The sequence below is a fragment of the Pseudomonas sp. B19(2017) genome (assembly GCF_002113165.1).
Lineage (GTDB): Bacteria > Pseudomonadota > Gammaproteobacteria > Pseudomonadales > Pseudomonadaceae > Aquipseudomonas.
Genome location: NZ_NEJR01000002.1, coordinates 289,767 through 308,528, shown reverse-complemented (window position 1 = coordinate 308,528; position 18,762 = coordinate 289,767). Strand labels below are relative to the sequence as shown.

The window sequence follows — 18,762 nt, the reverse complement described above, 5'->3', positions numbered from 1 at the left end:
ATGGCAACCATCAAAGACGTCGCGGCACTGGCGGGTATTTCCTACACCACTGTGTCCCATGTGCTGAACAAGACCCGGCCGGTAAGCGAGCAGGTGCGGCTGAAAGTCGAAGCCGCCATCGCCGAACTCGACTACGTGCCCAGCGCCGTGGCCCGCTCGCTGAAGGCGCGCAGCACGGCCACCATCGGCTTGCTGGTGCCCAACAGCGTCAACCCGTACTTCGCCGAGCTGGCACGGGGTATCGAAGACGCCTGCGAACGCAACGGCTACTGCGTGATTCTGTGCAACTCTGACGACAACCCGCAGAAGCAGCGCAGCTACCTGCGCGTGCTGCTGGAAAAACGCATCGACGGCCTGGTGGTGGCTTCGGTCGGCCAGGACGGCGACCTGCTGCAAAGCCTGGCTGGCGTGCGCACGCCCATGGTGATCGTCGACCGCGAACTGGATGGCGTCGATGCCGACCTGGTGCGCATCGACCACGAGCAGGGCGCCTACCTGGCCACCCGGCACCTGCTGGAGCTTGGCCACCGCGACATCGCCTACATTGGTGGCCCTGCCGAGACCGGGGTGACCCAGCTGCGCCTGAGCGGCTTCCGCCGCGCCATGGCCGAGGCCGGCGTACCGGTGCTGGCCAACCGCGTGCTGCACTGCGACTTCACCAGCCCGGGTGGCCATGCAGCGGCAGCCCGGTTGCTGGAGGGCAAGCGGCCCACGGCGATTTTCGCCGGCAACGACATGATCGGTTTCGGCGTGCTGCGCGCCGCAGCCGAACGCAATATCAACGTGCCCGGCGAGCTGTCGGTGATCGGCTTTGACGACATCGAACTCAGCCGCTATGTGTACCCGCCGTTGACCACGGTGGGCCAGTCGATCCGCGCGTTGGGCGAGAGCGCCGCGTCGCTGTTGCTGGCACGTATCGGCACACCGCGGCAGGGCGCGGCAGAGCAACGTATCGTCGCCCCGCGCATCGTGCTGCGCGAGTCCACCGGGCCGCGCCCGGACCTGTTCAACGCTTGCCGCTGATGCTAAGGAAATGTCATGAATGCCAAGGTCGTGGTAGTCGGTAGCCTCAACATGGACCTGGTGGTCCGCGCCCAACGCCTACCCCGGGCCGGCGAAACACTCCCCGGCGAAAGCTTTTTCACCGCGCCGGGCGGCAAGGGGGCCAACCAGGCGGTGGCCGTTGCGCGCCTGGGTGGCAGCGTGGCGATGATCGGCAACGTCGGCGATGATGATTATGGCCGGCAACTGCACCGGGCCTTGTATGTGGAAGGCATCGACAGCCAGGGCGTCATCACCTGCCAGGGCGTGTCCAGCGGTGTGGCGCTTATCACCGTGGATGCCGCCAGCCAGAACTGCATTGTCATCATTCCCGGTGGCAACGGCCTGCTGACGCCGCAGTCGGTGCAGCGGTTCGATGCGCTGCTGCAGGCGGCCGAGGTGATCATCTGCCAGTTGGAAGTGCCGGCCGACACCGTGGCCTGGACCCTGGCCAGGGGGCGTGCACTGGGCAAGCAGGTGATCCTGAACCCGGCACCGGCGACCGGCCCCTTGCCGGCGGACTGGTTCGCCCACATCGACTACCTGACGCCCAACGAAAGCGAGGCCGAAGCCCTGACCGGCGTGGCGGTGACTGACCTGGACAGTGCCCGGCGTGCCGGCGAGCGCTTGCTGCAACTGGGCGCGGGCAAAGTGATCATCACCCTGGGCGCGCAAGGTGCCTTGCTGGTCACCCCCAAGGGCCATCAGCACTTCCCCGCACCGGTGGTGCAGCCGCTGGACACCACTGCCGCCGGCGACACCTTCATTGGTGGCTTTGCCGCTGGCCTGGTACGCGGCCTGGAGGAGGGCGAAGCCATCGCTTTCGGCCAGCGCGCCGCGGCCCTGTCGGTTACCCGCGCCGGCGCCCAGCCGTCGATTCCTTACCTGGCGGAGCTTGCGCCATGAAGAAAACCCCGCTGCTGAACATCGCCCTGTCGCGGACCATTGCCGGCATGGGGCATGGCGACATTCTGGTAATCGGCGATGCCGGGTTGCCGGTGCCGCCGGGCGTCGAACTGATCGACCTGGCCGTCACGCCTGGTCTGCCGGATTTCGCCAGCGTGTTGCGGGTTGTGCTGAGCGAGTTGCAGGTGGAGCGCCATGTGCTGGCCGAAGAGATGCACAAAGTGGTGCCGCCGGCGCTGGTCGAGATCGAGCGGCTCAAGGGCAAGCTGGGCAAGCGCGAATGGCTGAGCCATGAAGATTTCAAAGTGCTGTCGCGCAGTGCCCGTGCGGTCGTGCGTACTGGCGAATGCCAACCCTACAGCAACATCGCGCTGATCTCCGGCGTAACCTTCTAACTCGTCGTCTTGCCCAACGCAGATCCCTGTGGGAGCGGGCATGCCCGCGAACACCGGCAACGCCGGTGCCATTTACCGCAGGCCCCGTGTGGGAGCGGGTTCACCCGCGAACACCGGCGAAGCCGGTGCCATTCACCGCGTTGCTTTCTTCGCGGGTAAACCCGCTCCCACAGGGATTTGCGGTGTTTCAGGAATACCAACCCAGGCAACAGGAGTGCCACCCATGCTCAAACCCCTGCTACAAGGAATCGCCCTCATGGCCGCAGCAACCACCCTCCAGGCCGCCCCCATCGACCTGATCATCGACACCGACCCCGGCGCCGACGATGTGGTCGCGCTGTTCCTGGCCATGGCCTCGCCCGACGAGCTCAACATCCGCGCCATCACCACCGTGGCCGGCAATGTGCGCCTGGAAAACACCTCGCGCAACGCCCGCCTGGCCCGCGAATGGGCCGGTCGCGAAGACATCCCCGTATACGCCGGCGCCGCGCGCCCGCTGGTGCGCAAGCCGGTCTACGCCGCCGAAGTGCACGGCGAAGAAGGCCTCACCGGCGTCCAGGTCCACGAACCGAAAGCGCCACTGGCCCAGGGCAATGCCGTGCAATATCTGGTCGACACACTGGGCGCCGCCAAACCGCACAGCATCACCATCGCCATGCTCGGCCCGCAGACCAACCTGGCCCTGGCGCTGATCCAGCGCCCGGACATCGCCAAAGGCATCAAGCAAGTGGTGGTAATGGGCGGTGCGCATTTCAACGGCGGCAACATCACCCCGGCGGCAGAATTCAACCTCTATGCCGACCCGCATGCCGCCGAAGTGGTGCTGGCCAGCGGCGTGCAACTGACCTACCTGCCGCTGGACGTCACCCACAAGCTGCTGACCAGCGACGCCCGCCTCAAGCAGCTGGCAGCGGTGAACAACAAGGCCAGCAAACGGGTGGTGGATATCCTCAACGCCTACATAACCCACGACATGGACCTGTACGGCATGCCCGGCGGCCCGGTGCACGACGCCAGTGTCATCGCCTACCTGCTCAAGCCCGAGCTGTTCAGCGGCCGGCGCATCCACATGAGCATCGACAGCCGCGAAGGCCCCAGCTTCGGCCAGACCCTGGCCGACTGGTATGGCGTGTTAAAGCAGCCAGCCAATGTGATGTGGGTAGAGCAGGGCGATGCTCAGGGCCTGTTCGACCTGCTCAGCGCCCGTTTGGCGCGATTGGAATAGCCGTGTTCGGCGCGAAGCGCTCGAACACCTGGTCGATAAAGCTGCGCGCCGCCTCGGCGCCGCGATCGCGCACCAGCAGGTCGATGGCAATCAACAGCAACTCTTCCGGTGTGCCAGGGCTGTACGCGCTCTGGCCCTCGGCCCATTTGACCTTGATATCGGCATCGATGCTGTGGCTGCTCATGAAAGGCTCTCGCTTGGGGCCCAGGACGAAGGGGCGAACACCTGACCCTGGTGTTCGATGGAGGCCGGGTGCGCTCCACTTCTTGCACTAAATCATGACTTTGCGTCAGTGACCTTGTGGCTTAAGCATATGGCAAACGCAGCGGGTTGTGCAAAATCCGGTCACGATTGCGCTTTCGCCTCTACCAGCGAGTTCAGGCAGACTTGACCGGTTTTGCAACAAATGATGAGTGGAACGGTCGGATCAGACAGTTCCCGGACCGATTTAGGAGGCTTCATGTTCCGTACCCGTGCTTACCTGGCAACCCTGGCGGTGGCTGCTGTGCTGGCTGGTTGCAGCGCTGGTGGCAGTTCTGCTGGTGGCGCTGCACCGGCAGGCAACGATGGCCGCTGCGAAGCCAGCGGCGCCGATTTTGCCATTGGCAAGCCTGCTAGCGCCGAGCTGCTGGAGCAGGCACGCAAGGCCAGTGGCTCGCAGATGGCCCGCATTCTCAAGCCGCACGACGTGGTCACCCTGGAGTACCGCTCCGAGCGCCTGAACCTGAATGTGGACGAGCAGGGCAAGGTGATTCGCGTCAATTGCGGTTGACCGATTATGTGGGCTGCGCGGCCCCTGTAGGAGCGGCCTTGTGTCGCGACAGGGCCGCAAAGCGGCCCCGGCAATTGACGCTGCGAAGCTGAAACCCTGGGGCCGCTGCGCGCCCCATCGCGACACAAGGCCGCTTCTACAGGAAAGCGAGTGCGTGCAGCCTGGCAGATACCCATAAAAAAACCCGCCACAAGGGCGGGTTTTTTTACAGCTATCCGAATTACTCCGGACGAACCTGTGCAGCCTGCATGCCCTTCTGGCCGCGCTCGGCGACGAAGGAAACAGTCTGGCCTTCTTTCAGGCTCTTGAAGCCGTCAGATTCGATGGCCTTGAAGTGAACGAACAGGTCGTCGCCGCCGCCTGCTGGGGTGATGAAGCCGTAGCCTTTCTCATCATTGAACCATTTGACGGTGCCTTGTTGGCGATTGGACATGGGTGAATCTCCAGAACATTTAGTTTTTTCAGTGGTGCAATGCGGCCGAGGCTACGGAGCACGGAACACATCATAGTCTAATTCTGCGCATCTAGCGCCTTTTACCTTCGCCGGATCTTGATCCAGCTCAAAGAATGGCTGGTCTGCTCTGGCTTTAAGGTTTCAGCTCTTCGGTGCGCAGGCCTGTTTCACGACCTTCTGCGCCTTCTGCATCAGCTTGGCGTCCACGCCATCGTTGCTGTCCAGGTCGGCAATTTCCGCGTCGGTGAAATTCTTTTTGATGGTTTGCGCGCCACAGTCGCAGTGTTTTTTCGCGGTCGCAGCATCAACGCCTTGGCCTTGTGCCACTTGCGTGCACTGGGTCATGTAGGCGGCCTCCTTCCCGGCCGGGAAGTTGCCGGCGTTCGCAGCCATGGGCAGCAGCAGGGCCCCAGCGGCCGCCAGGGCCAGAAGAGACGGAACTCGCATAACCAGTTACTCCTTGGGTTAAGGTCTCATCAAGAGTAGGTTGCTTCCCAAGGTCTGATAGGAATTTTTCCGTGTAAGTTCAGCCGAAGTCTGTAATTTCCAAATATTTCTGCCTGGCACGCAACCCGCGTGCTAGCATGCCCGGCTTGCAGCTGACAACGTGCAGCTTGCAGCTATCTTTTTTCTTTCCAGTCACTCTGGTTCGTCCCTTGCAAGCCGAAAGGCTTCTGCCACTGTGAGGCAGGCTTCCTTTGCGGGAAGGCAGGTCGGATCTTGTACTGGCTCATCCCAACCCACGTGACCTTTGGTAGGGGTCACCACTAGGAGAGGAGGCGCCATGCCCGTTATTACTCTTCCCGATGGCAGTCAACGTTCGTTCGATCACGCCGTATCCGTAGCCGAAGTCGCCGCTTCCATCGGCGCCGGCCTGGCCAAGGCCACCGTGGCCGGCAAGGTCGACGGCAAGCTGGTCGATGCCTGCGACCTGATCAGCAACGACGCCACCCTGCAGATCATCACCCCTAAAGATGAAGAGGGACTGGAGATCATCCGTCACTCGTGCGCCCACCTGGTCGGCCACGCCGTGAAGCAGCTGTACCCGACCGCCAAGATGGTCATCGGCCCGGTCATCGACGAAGGCTTCTACTACGACATCGCCTACGAGCGCCCCTTCACCCCTGAAGACATGGCCGCCATCGAAAAGCGCATGATGGAGCTGATCGACAAGGACTACGACGTCATCAAGAAGGTGACCCCGCGTGCCGAAGTCATCGACGTGTTCAAGGCCCGTGGCGAAGACTACAAGCTGCGCCTGGTCGAAGACATGCCGGACGAGCAGGCCATGGGCCTGTACTACCACGAAGAATACGTCGACATGTGCCGTGGCCCGCACGTGCCGAACACCCGCTTCCTCAAGGCATTCAAGCTGACCAAGCTGTCCGGTGCCTACTGGCGCGGTGATGCCAAGAACGAACAGCTGCAACGCGTGTACGGCACCGCCTGGGCCGACAAGAAGCAGCTGGCTGCGTATATCCAGCGCATCGAAGAAGCCGAAAAACGCGACCACCGCAAGATCGGCAAGCAGCTCGACCTGTTCCACCTGCAGGAAGAAGCCCCGGGCATGGTGTTCTGGCACGCCAACGGCTGGACCGTGTACCAGGTACTCGAGCAGTACATGCGCCAGGTCCAGCGCGTCAACGGCTACCAGGAAATCAAGACCCCGCAGGTTGTCGACCGCATCCTCTGGGAGCGTTCCGGCCACTGGTCCAACTACGCCGAGAACATGTTCACCACTTCGTCGGAAAGCCGTGACTACGCGGTAAAACCGATGAACTGCCCGTGCCACGTGCAAGTGTTCAACCAGGGCCTGAAGAGCTACCGCGACCTGCCGCTGCGCCTGGCCGAGTTCGGTGCCTGCCACCGTAACGAGCCGTCCGGCGCCCTGCACGGCATCATGCGCGTGCGTGGCTTCGTGCAGGACGACGCGCACATCTTCTGCACCGAAGAACAGGTGAAGAAAGAGGCCGCCGACTTCATCAAGCTGACCCTGGACGTGTACAAGGACTTCGGCTTCACCGACATCGCCATGAAGCTGTCGACCCGCCCGGCCAAGCGCGTGGGTTCCGAAGAGCTGTGGGACCGTGCCGAAGGCGCACTGGCCGACGCCCTGAACGAGTCGGGCCTGGAGTGGGAATACCAGCCGGGCGAGGGCGCCTTCTACGGCCCGAAGATCGAGTTCACCCTGCGCGACTGCCTCGGCCGCAACTGGCAGTGCGGTACCCTGCAGTACGACCCGAACCTGCCAGAACGCCTGGATGCCAGCTATATCGCCGAAGATAACAGCCGAGTGCGCCCGGTCATGCTGCACCGCGCCATCCTCGGCTCGTTCGAACGCTTCATCGGCATGCTGATCGAGCACTACGCTGGCGTGTTCCCGGCCTGGCTGGCACCAACCCAGGCCGTGATCATGAACATCACCGACAAGCAGGCCGATTTCGCCCTCGAGGTGGAAAATACCCTGAACGGTAGCGGTTTCCGTGCCAAGTCGGACTTGAGAAATGAGAAGATCGGCTTTAAAATCCGCGAGCATACTTTGCTCAAGGTCCCGTACCTTTTGGTTATAGGGGATCGCGAAGTCGAAACACGAACCGTCGCTGTGCGTACTCGCGAAGGCGCAGACCTGGGCTCCATGCCCGTCGCCCAGTTCGCTGAGCTCCTGACACAAGCGGTTTCCCGGCGTGGACGCCAAGAATCGGAGTAATGACTATTAAGCGTGAAATGAGAAACGATAAGCGTGCTGTACCGAAGGCCCCGATCAACGAGAATATCTCGGCCCGCGAGGTTCGGTTAATTGGCGCTGATGGCGAGCAGGTTGGCATCGTCTCGATTGATGAAGCGCTTCGTATCGCTGAAGAAGCGAAGCTGGATCTGGTGGAGATCTCTGCAGACGCGGTACCGCCTGTCTGCAAGGTGATGGACTACGGCAAGCACCTCTTCGAGAAGAAGAAGCAGGCCAACGAAGCCAAGAAGAACCAGAAGCAGATCCAGATTAAAGAAATCAAGTTTCGTCCAGGGACGGAAGAAGGGGATTACCAGGTAAAACTACGCAACCTGGTACGTTTCCTTACCGATGGGGACAAAGCCAAGATCTCTCTGAGATTCCGCGGCCGTGAGATGGCCCACCAGGAGCTGGGCATGGAGCTGTTGAAGCGGGTCGAAGCCGACCTCGCCGAATACGGCTCCGTTGAGCAGCATCCGAAGATGGAAGGACGCCAGCTTATGATGGTCATCGCCCCCAAAAAGAAGAAGTAATCTCCCGGGCACGGCAGGCCTGATGATTATTGTGTAATTTTATCGAATGCGGAGTTCCAACATGCCAAAAATGAAAACCAAGAGCGGTGCTGCGAAGCGCTTCCTGAAGACCGCTTCCGGCTTCAAGCACAAGCACGCTTTCAAGAGCCACATCCTGACCAAAATGTCGACCAAGCGTAAGCGTCAACTGCGCGGTGCCAGCCTGCTGCACCCGTCTGACGTGGCAAAAGTCGAGCGCATGCTGCGCGTACGTTAATTCTGGTTTAGATAGAGGAAGTTACTCATGGCTCGTGTTAAGCGTGGCGTCATCGCTCGTAAGCGTCACAAGAAAATTCTGAAACTGGCTAAAGGCTACTACGGTGCACGCTCGCGCGTATTCCGCGTTGCCAAGCAGGCTGTCATCAAGGCTGGTCAATATGCCTACCGTGACCGTCGTCAGAAGAAGCGTCAGTTCCGCGCACTGTGGATCGCTCGTATCAACGCCGGTGCCCGCACCAACGGTCTGTCCTACAGCCGTCTGATTGCTGGCCTGAAAAAGGCTTCGATCGAAATCGACCGTAAGGTTCTGGCCGATCTGGCAGTGAACGAAAAAGCGGCGTTTGCTGCGATTGTCGAGAAAGCTAAAGCCGTTCTGGCTTAAGTACCCGCGACAATCACCCGGCGGCGCTAGCGCCGTCGGGCATTGAACGTCATCGATAGGGGAAGAGCCTTCAAAGCTCTTCCCCTATTTTCGTATCTGGAGTCTGTACATGGAAAACCTGGATGCGTTGGTCTCCCAAGCCCTGGAGGCTGTGGAGCGCGCTGAAGACATCAATACCCTGGAACAGATCCGGGTTAACTATCTCGGCAAGAAAGGCGAGCTGACCCAGGTGATGAAGACCCTGGGCAACCTGCCAGCCGAAGAGCGGCCGAAAGTCGGCGCGCTGATCAACGACGCCAAAGAGCGCGTCACCGTTGTGCTCAATGCCCGCAAGGCCGCCTTCGAAGAAGCCGAGCTTAGCGCTCGCCTGGCTGCGGAATGCATTGACGTCACCCTGCCAGGCCGCGGCCAGGCCACCGGTGGCCTGCACCCGATCACCCGTACACTCGAGCGCATCGAGCAGTTCTTCACCCACATCGGCTACGGCATTGCCGAAGGCCCAGAGGTGGAAGACGACTATCACAACTTCGAAGCGCTCAACATCCCCGGCCACCACCCGGCCCGCGCGATGCACGACACCTTCTACTTCAATGCCAACATGCTGCTGCGCACCCACACCTCGCCGGTGCAGGTGCGGACCATGGAGTCCAGCCAGCCGCCAATCCGCATTGTCTGCCCGGGCCGCGTGTACCGCTGCGACTCGGACATTACCCACTCGCCGATGTTCCACCAGGTCGAAGGCCTGCTGATCGATCGCGATATCAACTTCGCCGACCTCAAGGGCACCATCGAAGAATTCCTGCGCGTGTTCTTCGAAAAAGAACTGGCGGTACGTTTCCGCCCATCGTTCTTCCCCTTCACCGAGCCGTCCGCCGAAGTCGACATCCAGTGCGTGATGTGTTCCGGCAACGGCTGTCGCGTGTGCAAGCAGACCGGCTGGCTGGAAGTGATGGGCTGCGGCATGGTGCACCCGAACGTACTGCGCATGTCCGGCATCGACCCTGAAGAGTTCCAGGGCTTCGCCTTCGGCATGGGCGCCGAGCGCCTGGCCATGCTGCGCTACGGCGTCAACGATTTGCGTCTGTTCTTCGATAACGACCTGCGGTTCCTTGCCCAATTCCGCTAGGCCCAATCGACGCACATTCTAGGAGAACAGCATGAAATTCAGTGAACAGTGGCTGCGCGGTTGGGTAAACCCGCAAGTCTCCCGTGATGAACTGGTCGCCCGCCTGTCCATGGCCGGCCTGGAAGTCGACAGCGTTACCCCCGCTGCCGGCCAGTTCAGCGGCATCGTCGTCGGCGAGATCCTCGCCACCGAACAACACCCGGACGCCGACAAGCTGCGCGTGTGCCAGGTAAGCAACGGCCAGGAAACCTTCCAGGTCGTGTGCGGCGCCCCTAACGCCCGCCCAGGCATCAAGATTCCGTTCGCCATGATCGGCGCCGAACTGCCAGGCGACTTCAAGATCAAGAAGGCCAAGCTGCGCGGTGTCGAGTCCTTCGGCATGCTGTGCTCGGCTGCCGAGCTGCAGATCAGCGAAGAGAACGACGGCCTGCTGGAACTGGCTGCCGACGCCCCGGTTGGCGAAGACATTCGCCAATACCTGAGCCTGGACGACGCCAGCATCGAAATCGGCCTCACCCCCAACCGCGGCGACTGCCTGTCCATCGCAGGCCTGGCCCGCGACGTCAGCGCCCTGTACGACACCCCGGTCACCCGCCCGGTAGTGCCAGCCGTAGCGGCTGCCCACGACGAAGTGCGCCCGGTCGAAGTCAGCGCCCCGGCTGCCTGCCCACGCTACCTGGGCCGTGTCATCCGCAACGTCGACCTCAGCAAGCCGACCCCGCTGTGGATGGTCGAGCGCCTGCGCCGCAGCGACGTGCGCAGCATCGACGCAGCCGTCGACATCACCAACTACGTGATGCTCGAACTCGGCCAGCCGATGCACGCCTTCGACCTGGCAGAAATCAACGGCGGCATCCGCGTACGCATGGCTGAAGAGGGCGAGAAGCTCGTCCTGCTCGACGGCCAGGAAGTGGCCCTGCGCGCCGACACCCTGGTCATCGCCGACCACACCCGCGCCCTGGCCATCGCCGGCGTCATGGGTGGCGAGCACAGCGGTGTGAACACCGAGAAAACCCGCGACCTGTTCCTGGAAAGCGCCTTCTTCGAGCCGATTTCCGTTGCCGGTAAAGCCCGTTCCTACGGCCTGCACACCGATGCCTCGCACCGCTACGAGCGCGGCGTGGACTCGCAACTGGCCCGCGAAGCCATGGAGCGCGCCACCCAGCTGCTGCTGGACATCGTCGGCGGCGAAGCCGGCCCGGTGGTCGAAGCCGTCAGCGAACAGCACCTGCCGCAAGTGGCCCCGGTCACCCTGCGCGCCGAACGCATCACCCAGATGCTCGGCATGGAAATGGACTCAGCCCAGGTCGAGCAACTGCTTAACGCCCTGGAACTGACCACGACTCGTAACGGGGAAGGGCAGTGGACCGTCAACGTCCCAAGCCACCGCTTCGACATCAGCCTGGAAGTGGACCTGATCGAAGAGCTGGCCCGCCTGTATGGTTACAACAACCTGCCGGTTCGCTACCCGCAAGCCCGCCTGGCGCCGAAAGGCAAGCCGGAAACCCGCGGTGACCTGCCGACCCTGCGCCGCCTGCTGGTTGCCCGCGGCTACCAGGAAGCCATCACCTACAGCTTCATCGACCCGAAACTGTTCGAACTGTTCAGCCCGGGCGTAGAGCCGCTGCTGCTGGCCAACCCCATCTCCAGCGACATGGCCGCCATGCGTGCGTCCCTGTGGCCGGGCCTGGTCAAGGCACTGCAACACAACCTGAACCGCCAGCAAGACCGCGTGCGCCTGTTCGAAAGCGGCCTGCGCTTCGTCGGCCAGCTCGGCGACCTGCAACAGCAGCCGATGATCGCCGGCGTTGTCACCGGTAGCCGCCTGCCAGAAGGCTGGGCCAACGGCCGCGACAGCGTCGACTTCTTCGACGTTAAAGCCGACGTGGAAGCCCTGCTGGGCTACTCCGGCGCCCTGAGCGACTTCACCTTCAGCGCCGGCAAGCACCCAGCCCTGCACCCAGGCCAGACCGCCGCCATCGAGCGTGACGGCAAGCTGGTCGGCTACCTCGGCGCCATCCACCCAGAGCTGGCCAAAGCCCTGGACCTGGACCGCCCGGTGTTCCTGTTCGAGCTGGTGCTGGGCGACGTGGTCGAAGGCCGCCTGCCGAAATTCAGCGAGCTGTCCAAGTTCCCGGAAACCCGTCGTGACCTGGCTTTGATCGCAGGACGTGATGTAGCTTCTAGCGCGGTGCTTGAAGTAATTCGTGACAATGCAGGCGAATGGCTTACAGACCTCAGGCTGTTTGACGTCTACCAAGGTAAAGGCATTGATCCTGATAGAAAAAGCCTTGCCGTTGGCTTGACCTGGCAGCATCCATCGCGCACTCTTAACGACGATGAGGTGAACACTACCCTGCAAAACATCCTCACCTCGCTCGAACAAAGGTTGAACACCACGTTAAGGAAATAACGGCATGGGTGCTCTGACGAAAGCTGAGATGGCCGAAAGGCTGTACGAGGAGCTGGGGCTTAACAAGCGTGAGGCCAAGGAGCTGGTCGAGCTGTTTTTTGAAGAAATTCGGCACGCACTTGAAGAGAACGAGCAGGTCAAGCTGTCCGGTTTCGGCAACTTCGACCTTCGCGACAAACGCCAGCGGCCGGGCCGCAACCCCAAGACAGGGGAAGAAATCCCGATCACCGCACGGCGCGTCGTCACCTTTCGTCCAGGGCAGAAGTTGAAGGCCCGGGTTGAGGCCTATGCTGGAACCAAGCCATAACGACGAACTGCCCCCCATACCGGGCAAAAGGTACTTCACCATTGGTGAGGTGAGTGAGCTTTGTGCGGTAAAACCGCACGTGCTGCGGTATTGGGAGCAGGAGTTCGATCAGCTCAATCCCGTGAAGCGGCGGGGGAACCGGCGGTATTATCAGCGGCAGGATGTGCTGATGATTCGCCAGATTCGTGCGCTGCTTTATGACCAGGGATTCACCATTGGCGGGGCTCGGTTGAGGCTTTCCAGTGATGAGGCCAAGGATGAGTCTAGCCAGTACAAGCAGCTGATTCGGCAGATGATTGTTGAATTGGAAGATGTGTTGGTGGTGTTGAAGAAGTGACCTGTTGGTGATGAGTGAAAATTTTTTGAGAAAAAGCTTCCATTTATCAGGAGGTTAGGGTAAATTCTTCAGCGTTCTCAGAGGTTATGAGAATGTAGTCGGGGCGTAGCGCAGCCCGGTAGCGCACTTGCATGGGGTGCAAGGGGTCGAGTGTTCGAATCACTCCGTCCCGACCAAAAATCCCTAAAAATCCAGTCACTTAGCGGTGACTGGATTTTTTTTGTCTATTGATTTTAGGCTTGGGTCTTAGTAGTTGGGTAGCGGGTCGCAAAGCGTTCTGGCTTCTGGGCGCGAGGCCGAAGATGTGGTTGCCGATTTCTTCATCTAGTCAGTGTGCCCGTTCGCGCAAGCTCTGCAAGTGGTTAGTCGACGGCAAAGCTTGTGACGCAAGGTCGCTACTATCGCCGACACCGAATGCGGCTTGTTATCCCGCTGCGCTCAATGAGGTTCTGGCTTGCGCCTAGCTTGTCGAGGTTGTTGATTGGCAAAAATGCGAGAGCGTGGCATTGTCGAGCGCATGTTTGGCCTGCTTAAAGAGGACCGTAAAATGTTGACGCGCTTCGTTAAGTTTGCGGAGGGCTACAATTGTAGTGCATGAGTATTCAAGTTAATGCTTATGGATTCATAGGTTTTTTTCTAGTAGGATCAAATTCGGCGAGTGATCTGCGCTCAGTAATTCTACTTGATAAATGGATATTGTTAAGGAAATGCATCGAAAGGCGACCTCAAGACGAGCAGACGCAACACCTCATGCAGCTTCTCTTGTCGAGGGATTGAGGGATATAGGGTACTCGTTAGAGACTGCGATATCCGACATTATCGACAACTCCATTACGGCGGGGGCGAAGCATGTTCGAATTATCACTGAAGCATGTAGCGAGGCCCCCTTGATCGCCGTTGTGGATGACGGTGGAGGGATGACCGAAGATGAGCTTATTGCTGCGATGCGCCCTGGGAGCAAGAACCCTCTTGCAGCACGTGATGAGCCGGACCTCGGGAGGTTCGGGCTTGGTTTGAAGAGTGCTAGCTTTTCGCAATGCCGACGACTAACAGTAGTCTCTCGAAAAAATGGGGAGATTTCTGCTGCGATTTGGGATCTCGATGACGTTGCTGAGTGGAACGAATGGGCTGTGCAGCTGCCGGATGACGTTGCGGAAATCCCGGGTGTGGACCAGATTGGTAATACGGGCACGCTGGTTCTCTGGCAGAAGCTGGACCGATTGACTGGAGGGGTCTCGCATAACATTGACAAGCGGGCACAAATCATCAATCGAAGAATTGCCGAAACCGAACGACATCTGCGCTTGGTTTTTCACCGGTTCATGCAGGGCACGAAGTCACTGGGGATTTTCTTGAACGGCCGTCAGCTGCAGCCGCTTGATCCCTTCGTGAAAAACAATCCAGCTACTATAGCGGATCCAGAAGAAAAAATTGCTCTAAGTCATGGTGAAGTGGAAGTCCAGAGTTTTACACTTCCTCACCATAAGCAGATGAGCAAGTCTGAATGGGAGGATGTTGCTGGCCCGGAAGGGCATCTAAAGTCACAGGGTTTCTACCTGTACCGAGGAAAGCGTCTTATTCTCTTCGGTACCTGGTTTGGACTCTGCCGACAGTCCGAGCTAACCAAACTTTCCCGGGTCAGGATCGATATTCCCAACAGCATGGATGCCGACTGGAAGATCGACGTCAAGAAGTCGTCTGCCCAACTTCCTCCAGCCGTCCGTGACCGCCTCCAGAAAGTGATCGAGCGCATTCAGAGTGGCTCGAAGCGGACGTACATGAAGCGCGGGCAGAAGCTTGTTGACCACGAGCGGCTCCCGATGTGGAATCGAGTGTTGGCCGATGGACAGATTCGGTATCGGCCGAACATCGATCATCCTGCATTCTCTGGATTTGCTGAAAATTTGCCACTTGAACTACGGCGTGGATTTTTCAACTGTATCGCCCTTGTGGGCGCTTCGTTACCCCTTGAAGCGCTGCATGCCGACATGGCAGGCACCGCGGAGCAAATTGTTCCTGACCGTGTCGATGAAGACGCGTTGACCCAGGCCGTGAAGGCGACGCTATCAGTTCTTACAGAAGCCAAGAAGGACATCAAGGAAATCATGTCGCTGATGAAAGATGTAGACCCCTTCCGTTCGGCTTGGTCCGATACTCAGCGAATTATCTCGACAACTATAGAGATGAAGGAAATAAAATGAATCCCCTCCTGAGCAGTCTTGAAGGCATGGCAGCGATGTACTTGGTGCCGATAAAGCAAAAAGGGCCTCTGACTGCCCAATCAATCCGGGACACCATCCGCGAAATACGCGGCATGGAGATATTTGTGGGAAAGATTGATGACGATGAGGCAGAGCAGCTCGCTCGGCTCATCGAGGAGAAGGAGGGCATCAGCATGGGGTTCGGTGCAGTCGTTGATGCCAAGGAGTTTCGTCCTTGGCTGCACGATGCGCGGATCAAAGGGGAAGTTGGGGATTTCTACTGGAGTCGTTACCGGCAGCTGTTGAACCTCAAGGGGATGCCAAAAGCGGTGATTGAGGCAACCGATGAGGTGACTGATCGAGTGCTTGATCGCCTCGGTGATCCGGCGAACACGAATCCGTGGAGTCGCCGCGGCATGGTAGTCGGGCACGTGCAGAGTGGCAAGACGGCGAACTACACTGGTCTGATATGTAAGGCGGCCGACGCAGGTTATCGCCTTATCGTTGTTATCGCCGGTATTCATAACAATCTGCGCAACCAGACCCAAGCCCGAATTGACGAAGGGTTTATTGGTCGTGACACAGGGCGGCTGGCTCACACCAATAAGGCACAGCGGCAGAAAATCATAGGCGTTGGTCAATTCGACCAGCGCGAATTTCCGGTTTCGCTTACTAATACCCTGCGCGATTTTAACAAGGCAACGGCGACCACTAACACCAGCCAGATCGGGCAATACAACGTTCCCGTCGTACTGGTAATTAAAAAGAACTCCAGCACTCTGAGGAACCTGTTGGAATGGCTCAAGGAGCACTCCGTTCATCAGGGTAGTCAGATGGTTAGTCAATCGATGCTTCTGATTGACGACGAAGCTGACAACGCGTCGATCAATACCGCCTATTCCCGCGATGAGGTCACCCGAATCAATGGACAGATTCGAGAACTGCTCTCGCTGTTTCATCGCAGCTGTTATGTTGGTTACACAGCCACACCGTTTGCTAACATCTTTATTGATCCGGACACCGACGACGACGCTCTTAAGCAGGACCTATTCCCGCGTCATTTCATAATAGGTCTAGACGCACCGTCGAACTATTTCGGCGCACAAAAGGTATTTCTCGACGCCCGAGATCGGCACGTTCGTCTAATCGATGACAACGAAGATATCCTCGCAATGAAGCACAAGATCGACCATCCTGTCGATGTGTTGCCAGATAGCCTTATTCGTGCCGTGCAAACTTTCATCGTCGCCCGGGCAGTTCGCAATGTACGGGGGCAGCAAGCGTCTCATGCTTCGATGCTGATTAATGCTTCTCGTTTCACAGATGTCCAAGGACGTTTGCGATCAAGGGTCGCTGATATTGTCGGCCAGATCAGAGACGCGGTTGCAGTCGACGGCGGCAAGGGCCGAGCCGCATTGCAAAACGCGGAGATCGCAGCGCTCCACGCGGTTTGGAAGGCAGAGTACGCAGACGCAGAGAGTGCCGGATGGCCTGAGGTTCAAGCTCGGCTGCACCAGGTTTTGGTTGCAGTAAAGGTCGTCGAGGTCAATGCTTCAAAGCGGTCTCAGCCACTTGACTATGATCAGGGGGACGAACATGGCGTGACGGTCATAGCCGTCGGCGGCTTCTCTTTGTCACGTGGGTTGACTCTGGAGGGGCTGATGATCAGTTACTTCCTACGAAACTCGATGATGTACGACACACTCATGCAAATGGGGCGTTGGTTCGGCTATCGACCTGGATATGAAGATCTTTGTCGCGTGTGGATCCCCGCTGATGGTGTGGGCTGGTATTCCCATATCCACGAGGCCATGGACGATCTGCAGGTTCAGTTGAAACGAATGGAGCTGGCGAAGGCTACACCGGAACAGTTCGGACTGGCAGTTCGCAGCCATCCGGAGTCCCTGATCGTGACTGCACGAAACAAGATGGGGACTGGCCGTGAGTTTCCTATGAAGGTCGGTCTGGCTGGTAAGCTGATCGAGACCACTCGAATTCGCATGGATTCTGTCCAGTTGGATCGTAACCGGAAGGCTGGGCAGGATCTGGCTACAGCCATCATGGCTTGCAGGGGGCCCGTGGATCCTGTTTCAAAAGGCAGGCTTTACCAATCGGTTCCCGTCCATCTAATACGGGATTTCCTTCGGGCATTTCGTGCCGATGCGGCCGACCCATTGACAGATCCACGGCTAATGGGGGATTACATCGATGCTCGCTCCGACTCCGAAATGAAGGAGTGGGACGTCTTGTTCGCCAGTGCCCAAAAGGCAGATGCGGAGGAGGAGGAGCTGGCGCCCGGCCTCACAATGATCCCATTCTCCAGGTCGGTTGGCGAGCCCGATATGCGGCAAGGAGTGCTTGCGATCAGTGGCTCTAGCAGGAGGGTTGGTTCTCCTGGTGACGAGCGCATCGGCCTGACGGCAACGCAGATCCAGACCGCTACACAAGCCTTTCGCGAGGAATGCGACCGACAAGGCAAGGAGCCCCCTAAGACGCTTCCGCCTCGCATTTTTTGCGAGGTGCCTGGGCGTCACCCTCTAATCATCCTTCGATTCGTGGCTCCCACCGTCTCATCCGAAAAGCTGCCGCCTATCGTCCTTGCTTGGAGCATCTGTTTCCCGCCATCTGACGTTCAGGGTGGCACCGTGGACTACATAGTAAATACCATTCGTATGCGCGAAATGTTTGGCGAGGAGGAAATAGAAGAGGAGGCGTGCGGTGATGTTGAATGAGACGCCATGGTCCGGGCTCGAGGCAGGCCGGGTTGATACGCGACGGGTTTCAGCTTCAGCTCGGTGGGATTGGTTCTGGGCTGTGATGCCGCGAACTGATGTCGCGCTTGTTCTGCAATTGAGAGATCTGCCTAAACCGGCTCCGGACCTCCCAAAGCTCAGAAGTCTTGAGGTTCAGTTTCAGATGCTACCGGGTGGCCCGATCCTCTACATACGCCTTAAGGACAGTGCGCAGCTCGAACTCTTTGAGACACTCTGTCGAGATGTCATGGCGGCGGGCGAGCTTGCGAACACAGAGGCCGAGGCGCTTGAGCGTGCCATCCGGAGAACCTTCCGTTGGCATTATCTGCTTAGAGGGGGGAGAACTGACGCGCTACCGGAAGAGGCGCAAAAAGGTCTGATTGGTGAAATTGAGGTTCTGAAACTCCTCATTGCTACCTTGGGTGCCAAAGCGGCTCTTGCTACATGGACGGGGCCAGCAGGTGCACCGAAAGACTTCGAATTAAAGTCGGGATGCATCGAGGTGAAGGCGCGGCGCGGCGCCTCTCAACCGTTCGTGAAGATCACCAATGAGCATCAGCTTGCTGATGTCCCAAGTCGTCATCTCTGGCTGGGTGTCCTTGCTGTCGACAAAGTGCAGTCACCCCATGGTCGGACGCTGACGGAGTATGTGACCGAGGTGGAGGAGTTTCTCGAGCGAGCGGAGCCATCAGCGATACTAGACTGGGATCTGCACCTGGCCGATGCGGGTTATGATGTCCTGCACGATTACTCGAGCTGGCGCTGGATCGTCTCGCTTCCTGATTTTTATGCAGTCGCGGAAGGGTTCCCCCGTATTACCGCTCCTGCTCCGCTTGGCGTTTCAGGTGTGACTTATGCGCTCGCACTTTCTGCCTGCAGCCCCTTCCTGACTGACTGGATGAGCGTGTGTTCGACTCTTATCAAGGAAGAATAG

19 protein-coding genes and 1 tRNA gene are annotated in these 18,762 nt (G+C 59.3%); 17 read left to right on the top strand and 3 right to left on the bottom strand.

Annotation, left to right across the window (positions count from 1 at the left end; genetic code table 11):
* The 4 genes from CAF70_RS04440 to CAF70_RS04425 all read left to right on the top strand — a co-directional run bounded on the left by CAF70_RS04440 (nt 1) and on the right by CAF70_RS04425 (nt 3,567).
* On the top strand, nt 1–1,023 hold the full coding sequence (locus tag CAF70_RS04440; RefSeq protein WP_085622132.1) for a LacI family DNA-binding transcriptional regulator: 1,023 nt from the start codon (nt 1–3) through the stop codon (nt 1,021–1,023).
* Between the two features lie 15 nt (nt 1,024–1,038).
* Nucleotides 1,039–1,947 carry a ribokinase gene (gene rbsK, locus CAF70_RS04435; protein WP_085622133.1) on the top strand — a complete coding sequence of 303 codons (909 nt, stop codon included), beginning with the start codon at nt 1,039–1,041 and terminating at the stop codon, nt 1,945–1,947.
* Nucleotides 1,944–2,342 carry a D-ribose pyranase gene (gene rbsD, locus CAF70_RS04430; RefSeq protein WP_085622135.1) on the top strand — a complete coding sequence of 133 codons (399 nt, stop codon included), beginning with the start codon at nt 1,944–1,946 and terminating at the stop codon, nt 2,340–2,342. Before rbsK ends, rbsD begins: the two co-directional genes overlap by 4 nt.
* 223 nt (nt 2,343–2,565) lie before the next feature.
* Nucleotides 2,566–3,567 (top strand): nucleoside hydrolase, encoded by a 1,002-nt coding sequence (locus CAF70_RS04425; protein ID WP_085622137.1) that lies wholly within the window; start codon nt 2,566–2,568, stop codon nt 3,565–3,567.
* Here CAF70_RS04425 and CAF70_RS04420 read toward each other — a convergent pair.
* On the bottom strand, nt 3,539–3,751 hold the full coding sequence (locus tag CAF70_RS04420) for a hypothetical protein (RefSeq protein WP_085622139.1): 213 nt from the start codon (nt 3,749–3,751) through the stop codon (nt 3,539–3,541). The two genes, CAF70_RS04425 and CAF70_RS04420, sit on opposite strands and share 29 nt — an antisense overlap.
* A 276-nt stretch (nt 3,752–4,027) precedes the next feature.
* Here CAF70_RS04420 and CAF70_RS04415 point away from each other — a divergent pair, with 276 nt between their 5' ends.
* Nucleotides 4,028–4,339, top strand: a complete 312-nt coding sequence (locus CAF70_RS04415; protein WP_085622141.1) for an I78 family peptidase inhibitor — start codon at nt 4,028–4,030, stop codon at nt 4,337–4,339.
* A 220-nt stretch (nt 4,340–4,559) separates the two neighbouring features.
* Here CAF70_RS04415 and CAF70_RS04410 read toward each other — a convergent pair whose 3' ends face one another.
* Both CAF70_RS04410 and CAF70_RS04405 read right to left on the bottom strand, forming a co-directional pair.
* Nucleotides 4,560–4,772 carry a cold-shock protein gene (locus CAF70_RS04410; protein WP_003250656.1) on the bottom strand — a complete coding sequence of 71 codons (213 nt, stop codon included), beginning with the start codon at nt 4,770–4,772 and terminating at the stop codon, nt 4,560–4,562.
* Nucleotides 4,773–4,934: 162 nt separating this feature from the next.
* The gene (locus CAF70_RS04405) at nt 4,935–5,240 is read right to left on the bottom strand and encodes a hypothetical protein (protein ID WP_085622144.1); all 306 of its coding nucleotides are present in this window, start codon (nt 5,238–5,240) and stop codon (nt 4,935–4,937) included.
* Nucleotides 5,241–5,577: 337 nt separating this feature from the next.
* Between CAF70_RS04405 and thrS the strand changes: the two genes are divergently transcribed.
* The 12 genes from thrS to CAF70_RS04345 all read left to right on the top strand — a co-directional run bounded on the left by thrS (nt 5,578) and on the right by CAF70_RS04345 (nt 18,762).
* The gene (gene thrS, locus CAF70_RS04400) at nt 5,578–7,500 is read left to right on the top strand and encodes a threonine--tRNA ligase (protein WP_085622146.1); all 1,923 of its coding nucleotides are present in this window, start codon (nt 5,578–5,580) and stop codon (nt 7,498–7,500) included.
* Nucleotides 7,500–8,051: a translation initiation factor IF-3 gene (gene infC, locus CAF70_RS04395; RefSeq protein ID WP_177328455.1), complete on the top strand. Its 552-nt coding sequence runs from the start codon at nt 7,500–7,502 to the stop codon at nt 8,049–8,051. Before thrS ends, infC begins: the two co-directional genes overlap by 1 nt.
* A gap of 61 nt (nt 8,052–8,112) precedes the next feature.
* The gene (rpmI, locus tag CAF70_RS04390) at nt 8,113–8,307 is read left to right on the top strand and encodes a 50S ribosomal protein L35 (protein ID WP_003250667.1); all 195 of its coding nucleotides are present in this window, start codon (nt 8,113–8,115) and stop codon (nt 8,305–8,307) included.
* A 27-nt stretch (nt 8,308–8,334) separates the two neighbouring features.
* Nucleotides 8,335–8,691 carry a 50S ribosomal protein L20 gene (gene rplT, locus CAF70_RS04385; protein WP_003250671.1) on the top strand — a complete coding sequence of 119 codons (357 nt, stop codon included), beginning with the start codon at nt 8,335–8,337 and terminating at the stop codon, nt 8,689–8,691.
* A 109-nt stretch (nt 8,692–8,800) separates the two neighbouring features.
* A complete protein-coding gene (gene pheS, locus CAF70_RS04380) occupies nt 8,801–9,817 on the top strand; it encodes a phenylalanine--tRNA ligase subunit alpha (RefSeq protein WP_085622148.1) in 1,017 nt (338 codons plus the stop codon).
* 31 nt (nt 9,818–9,848) lie between these two features.
* A complete protein-coding gene (gene pheT / locus CAF70_RS04375) occupies nt 9,849–12,230 on the top strand; it encodes a phenylalanine--tRNA ligase subunit beta (RefSeq protein ID WP_085622150.1) in 2,382 nt (793 codons plus the stop codon).
* 4 nt (nt 12,231–12,234) lie between these two features.
* Nucleotides 12,235–12,537, top strand: a complete 303-nt coding sequence (gene ihfA / locus CAF70_RS04370; RefSeq protein WP_003250679.1) for an integration host factor subunit alpha — start codon at nt 12,235–12,237, stop codon at nt 12,535–12,537.
* The gene (locus CAF70_RS04365) at nt 12,518–12,874 is read left to right on the top strand and encodes a MerR family transcriptional regulator (protein WP_003250681.1); all 357 of its coding nucleotides are present in this window, start codon (nt 12,518–12,520) and stop codon (nt 12,872–12,874) included. The genes ihfA and CAF70_RS04365 overlap by 20 nt, the downstream gene beginning before the upstream one ends.
* A gap of 99 nt (nt 12,875–12,973) precedes the next feature.
* Nucleotides 12,974–13,050 (top strand) — tRNA-Pro (locus CAF70_RS04360).
* A gap of 513 nt (nt 13,051–13,563) precedes the next feature.
* Nucleotides 13,564–15,075 carry an ATP-binding protein gene (locus CAF70_RS04355; protein WP_218191419.1) on the top strand — a complete coding sequence of 504 codons (1,512 nt, stop codon included), beginning with the start codon at nt 13,564–13,566 and terminating at the stop codon, nt 15,073–15,075.
* Nucleotides 15,072–17,807 (top strand): Z1 domain-containing protein, encoded by a 2,736-nt coding sequence (locus tag CAF70_RS04350; RefSeq protein ID WP_085622154.1) that lies wholly within the window; start codon nt 15,072–15,074, stop codon nt 17,805–17,807. Before CAF70_RS04355 ends, CAF70_RS04350 begins: the two co-directional genes overlap by 4 nt.
* Nucleotides 17,797–18,762 carry a PD-(D/E)XK motif protein gene (locus CAF70_RS04345; RefSeq protein ID WP_085622156.1) on the top strand — a complete coding sequence of 322 codons (966 nt, stop codon included), beginning with the start codon at nt 17,797–17,799 and terminating at the stop codon, nt 18,760–18,762. The genes CAF70_RS04350 and CAF70_RS04345 overlap by 11 nt, the downstream gene beginning before the upstream one ends.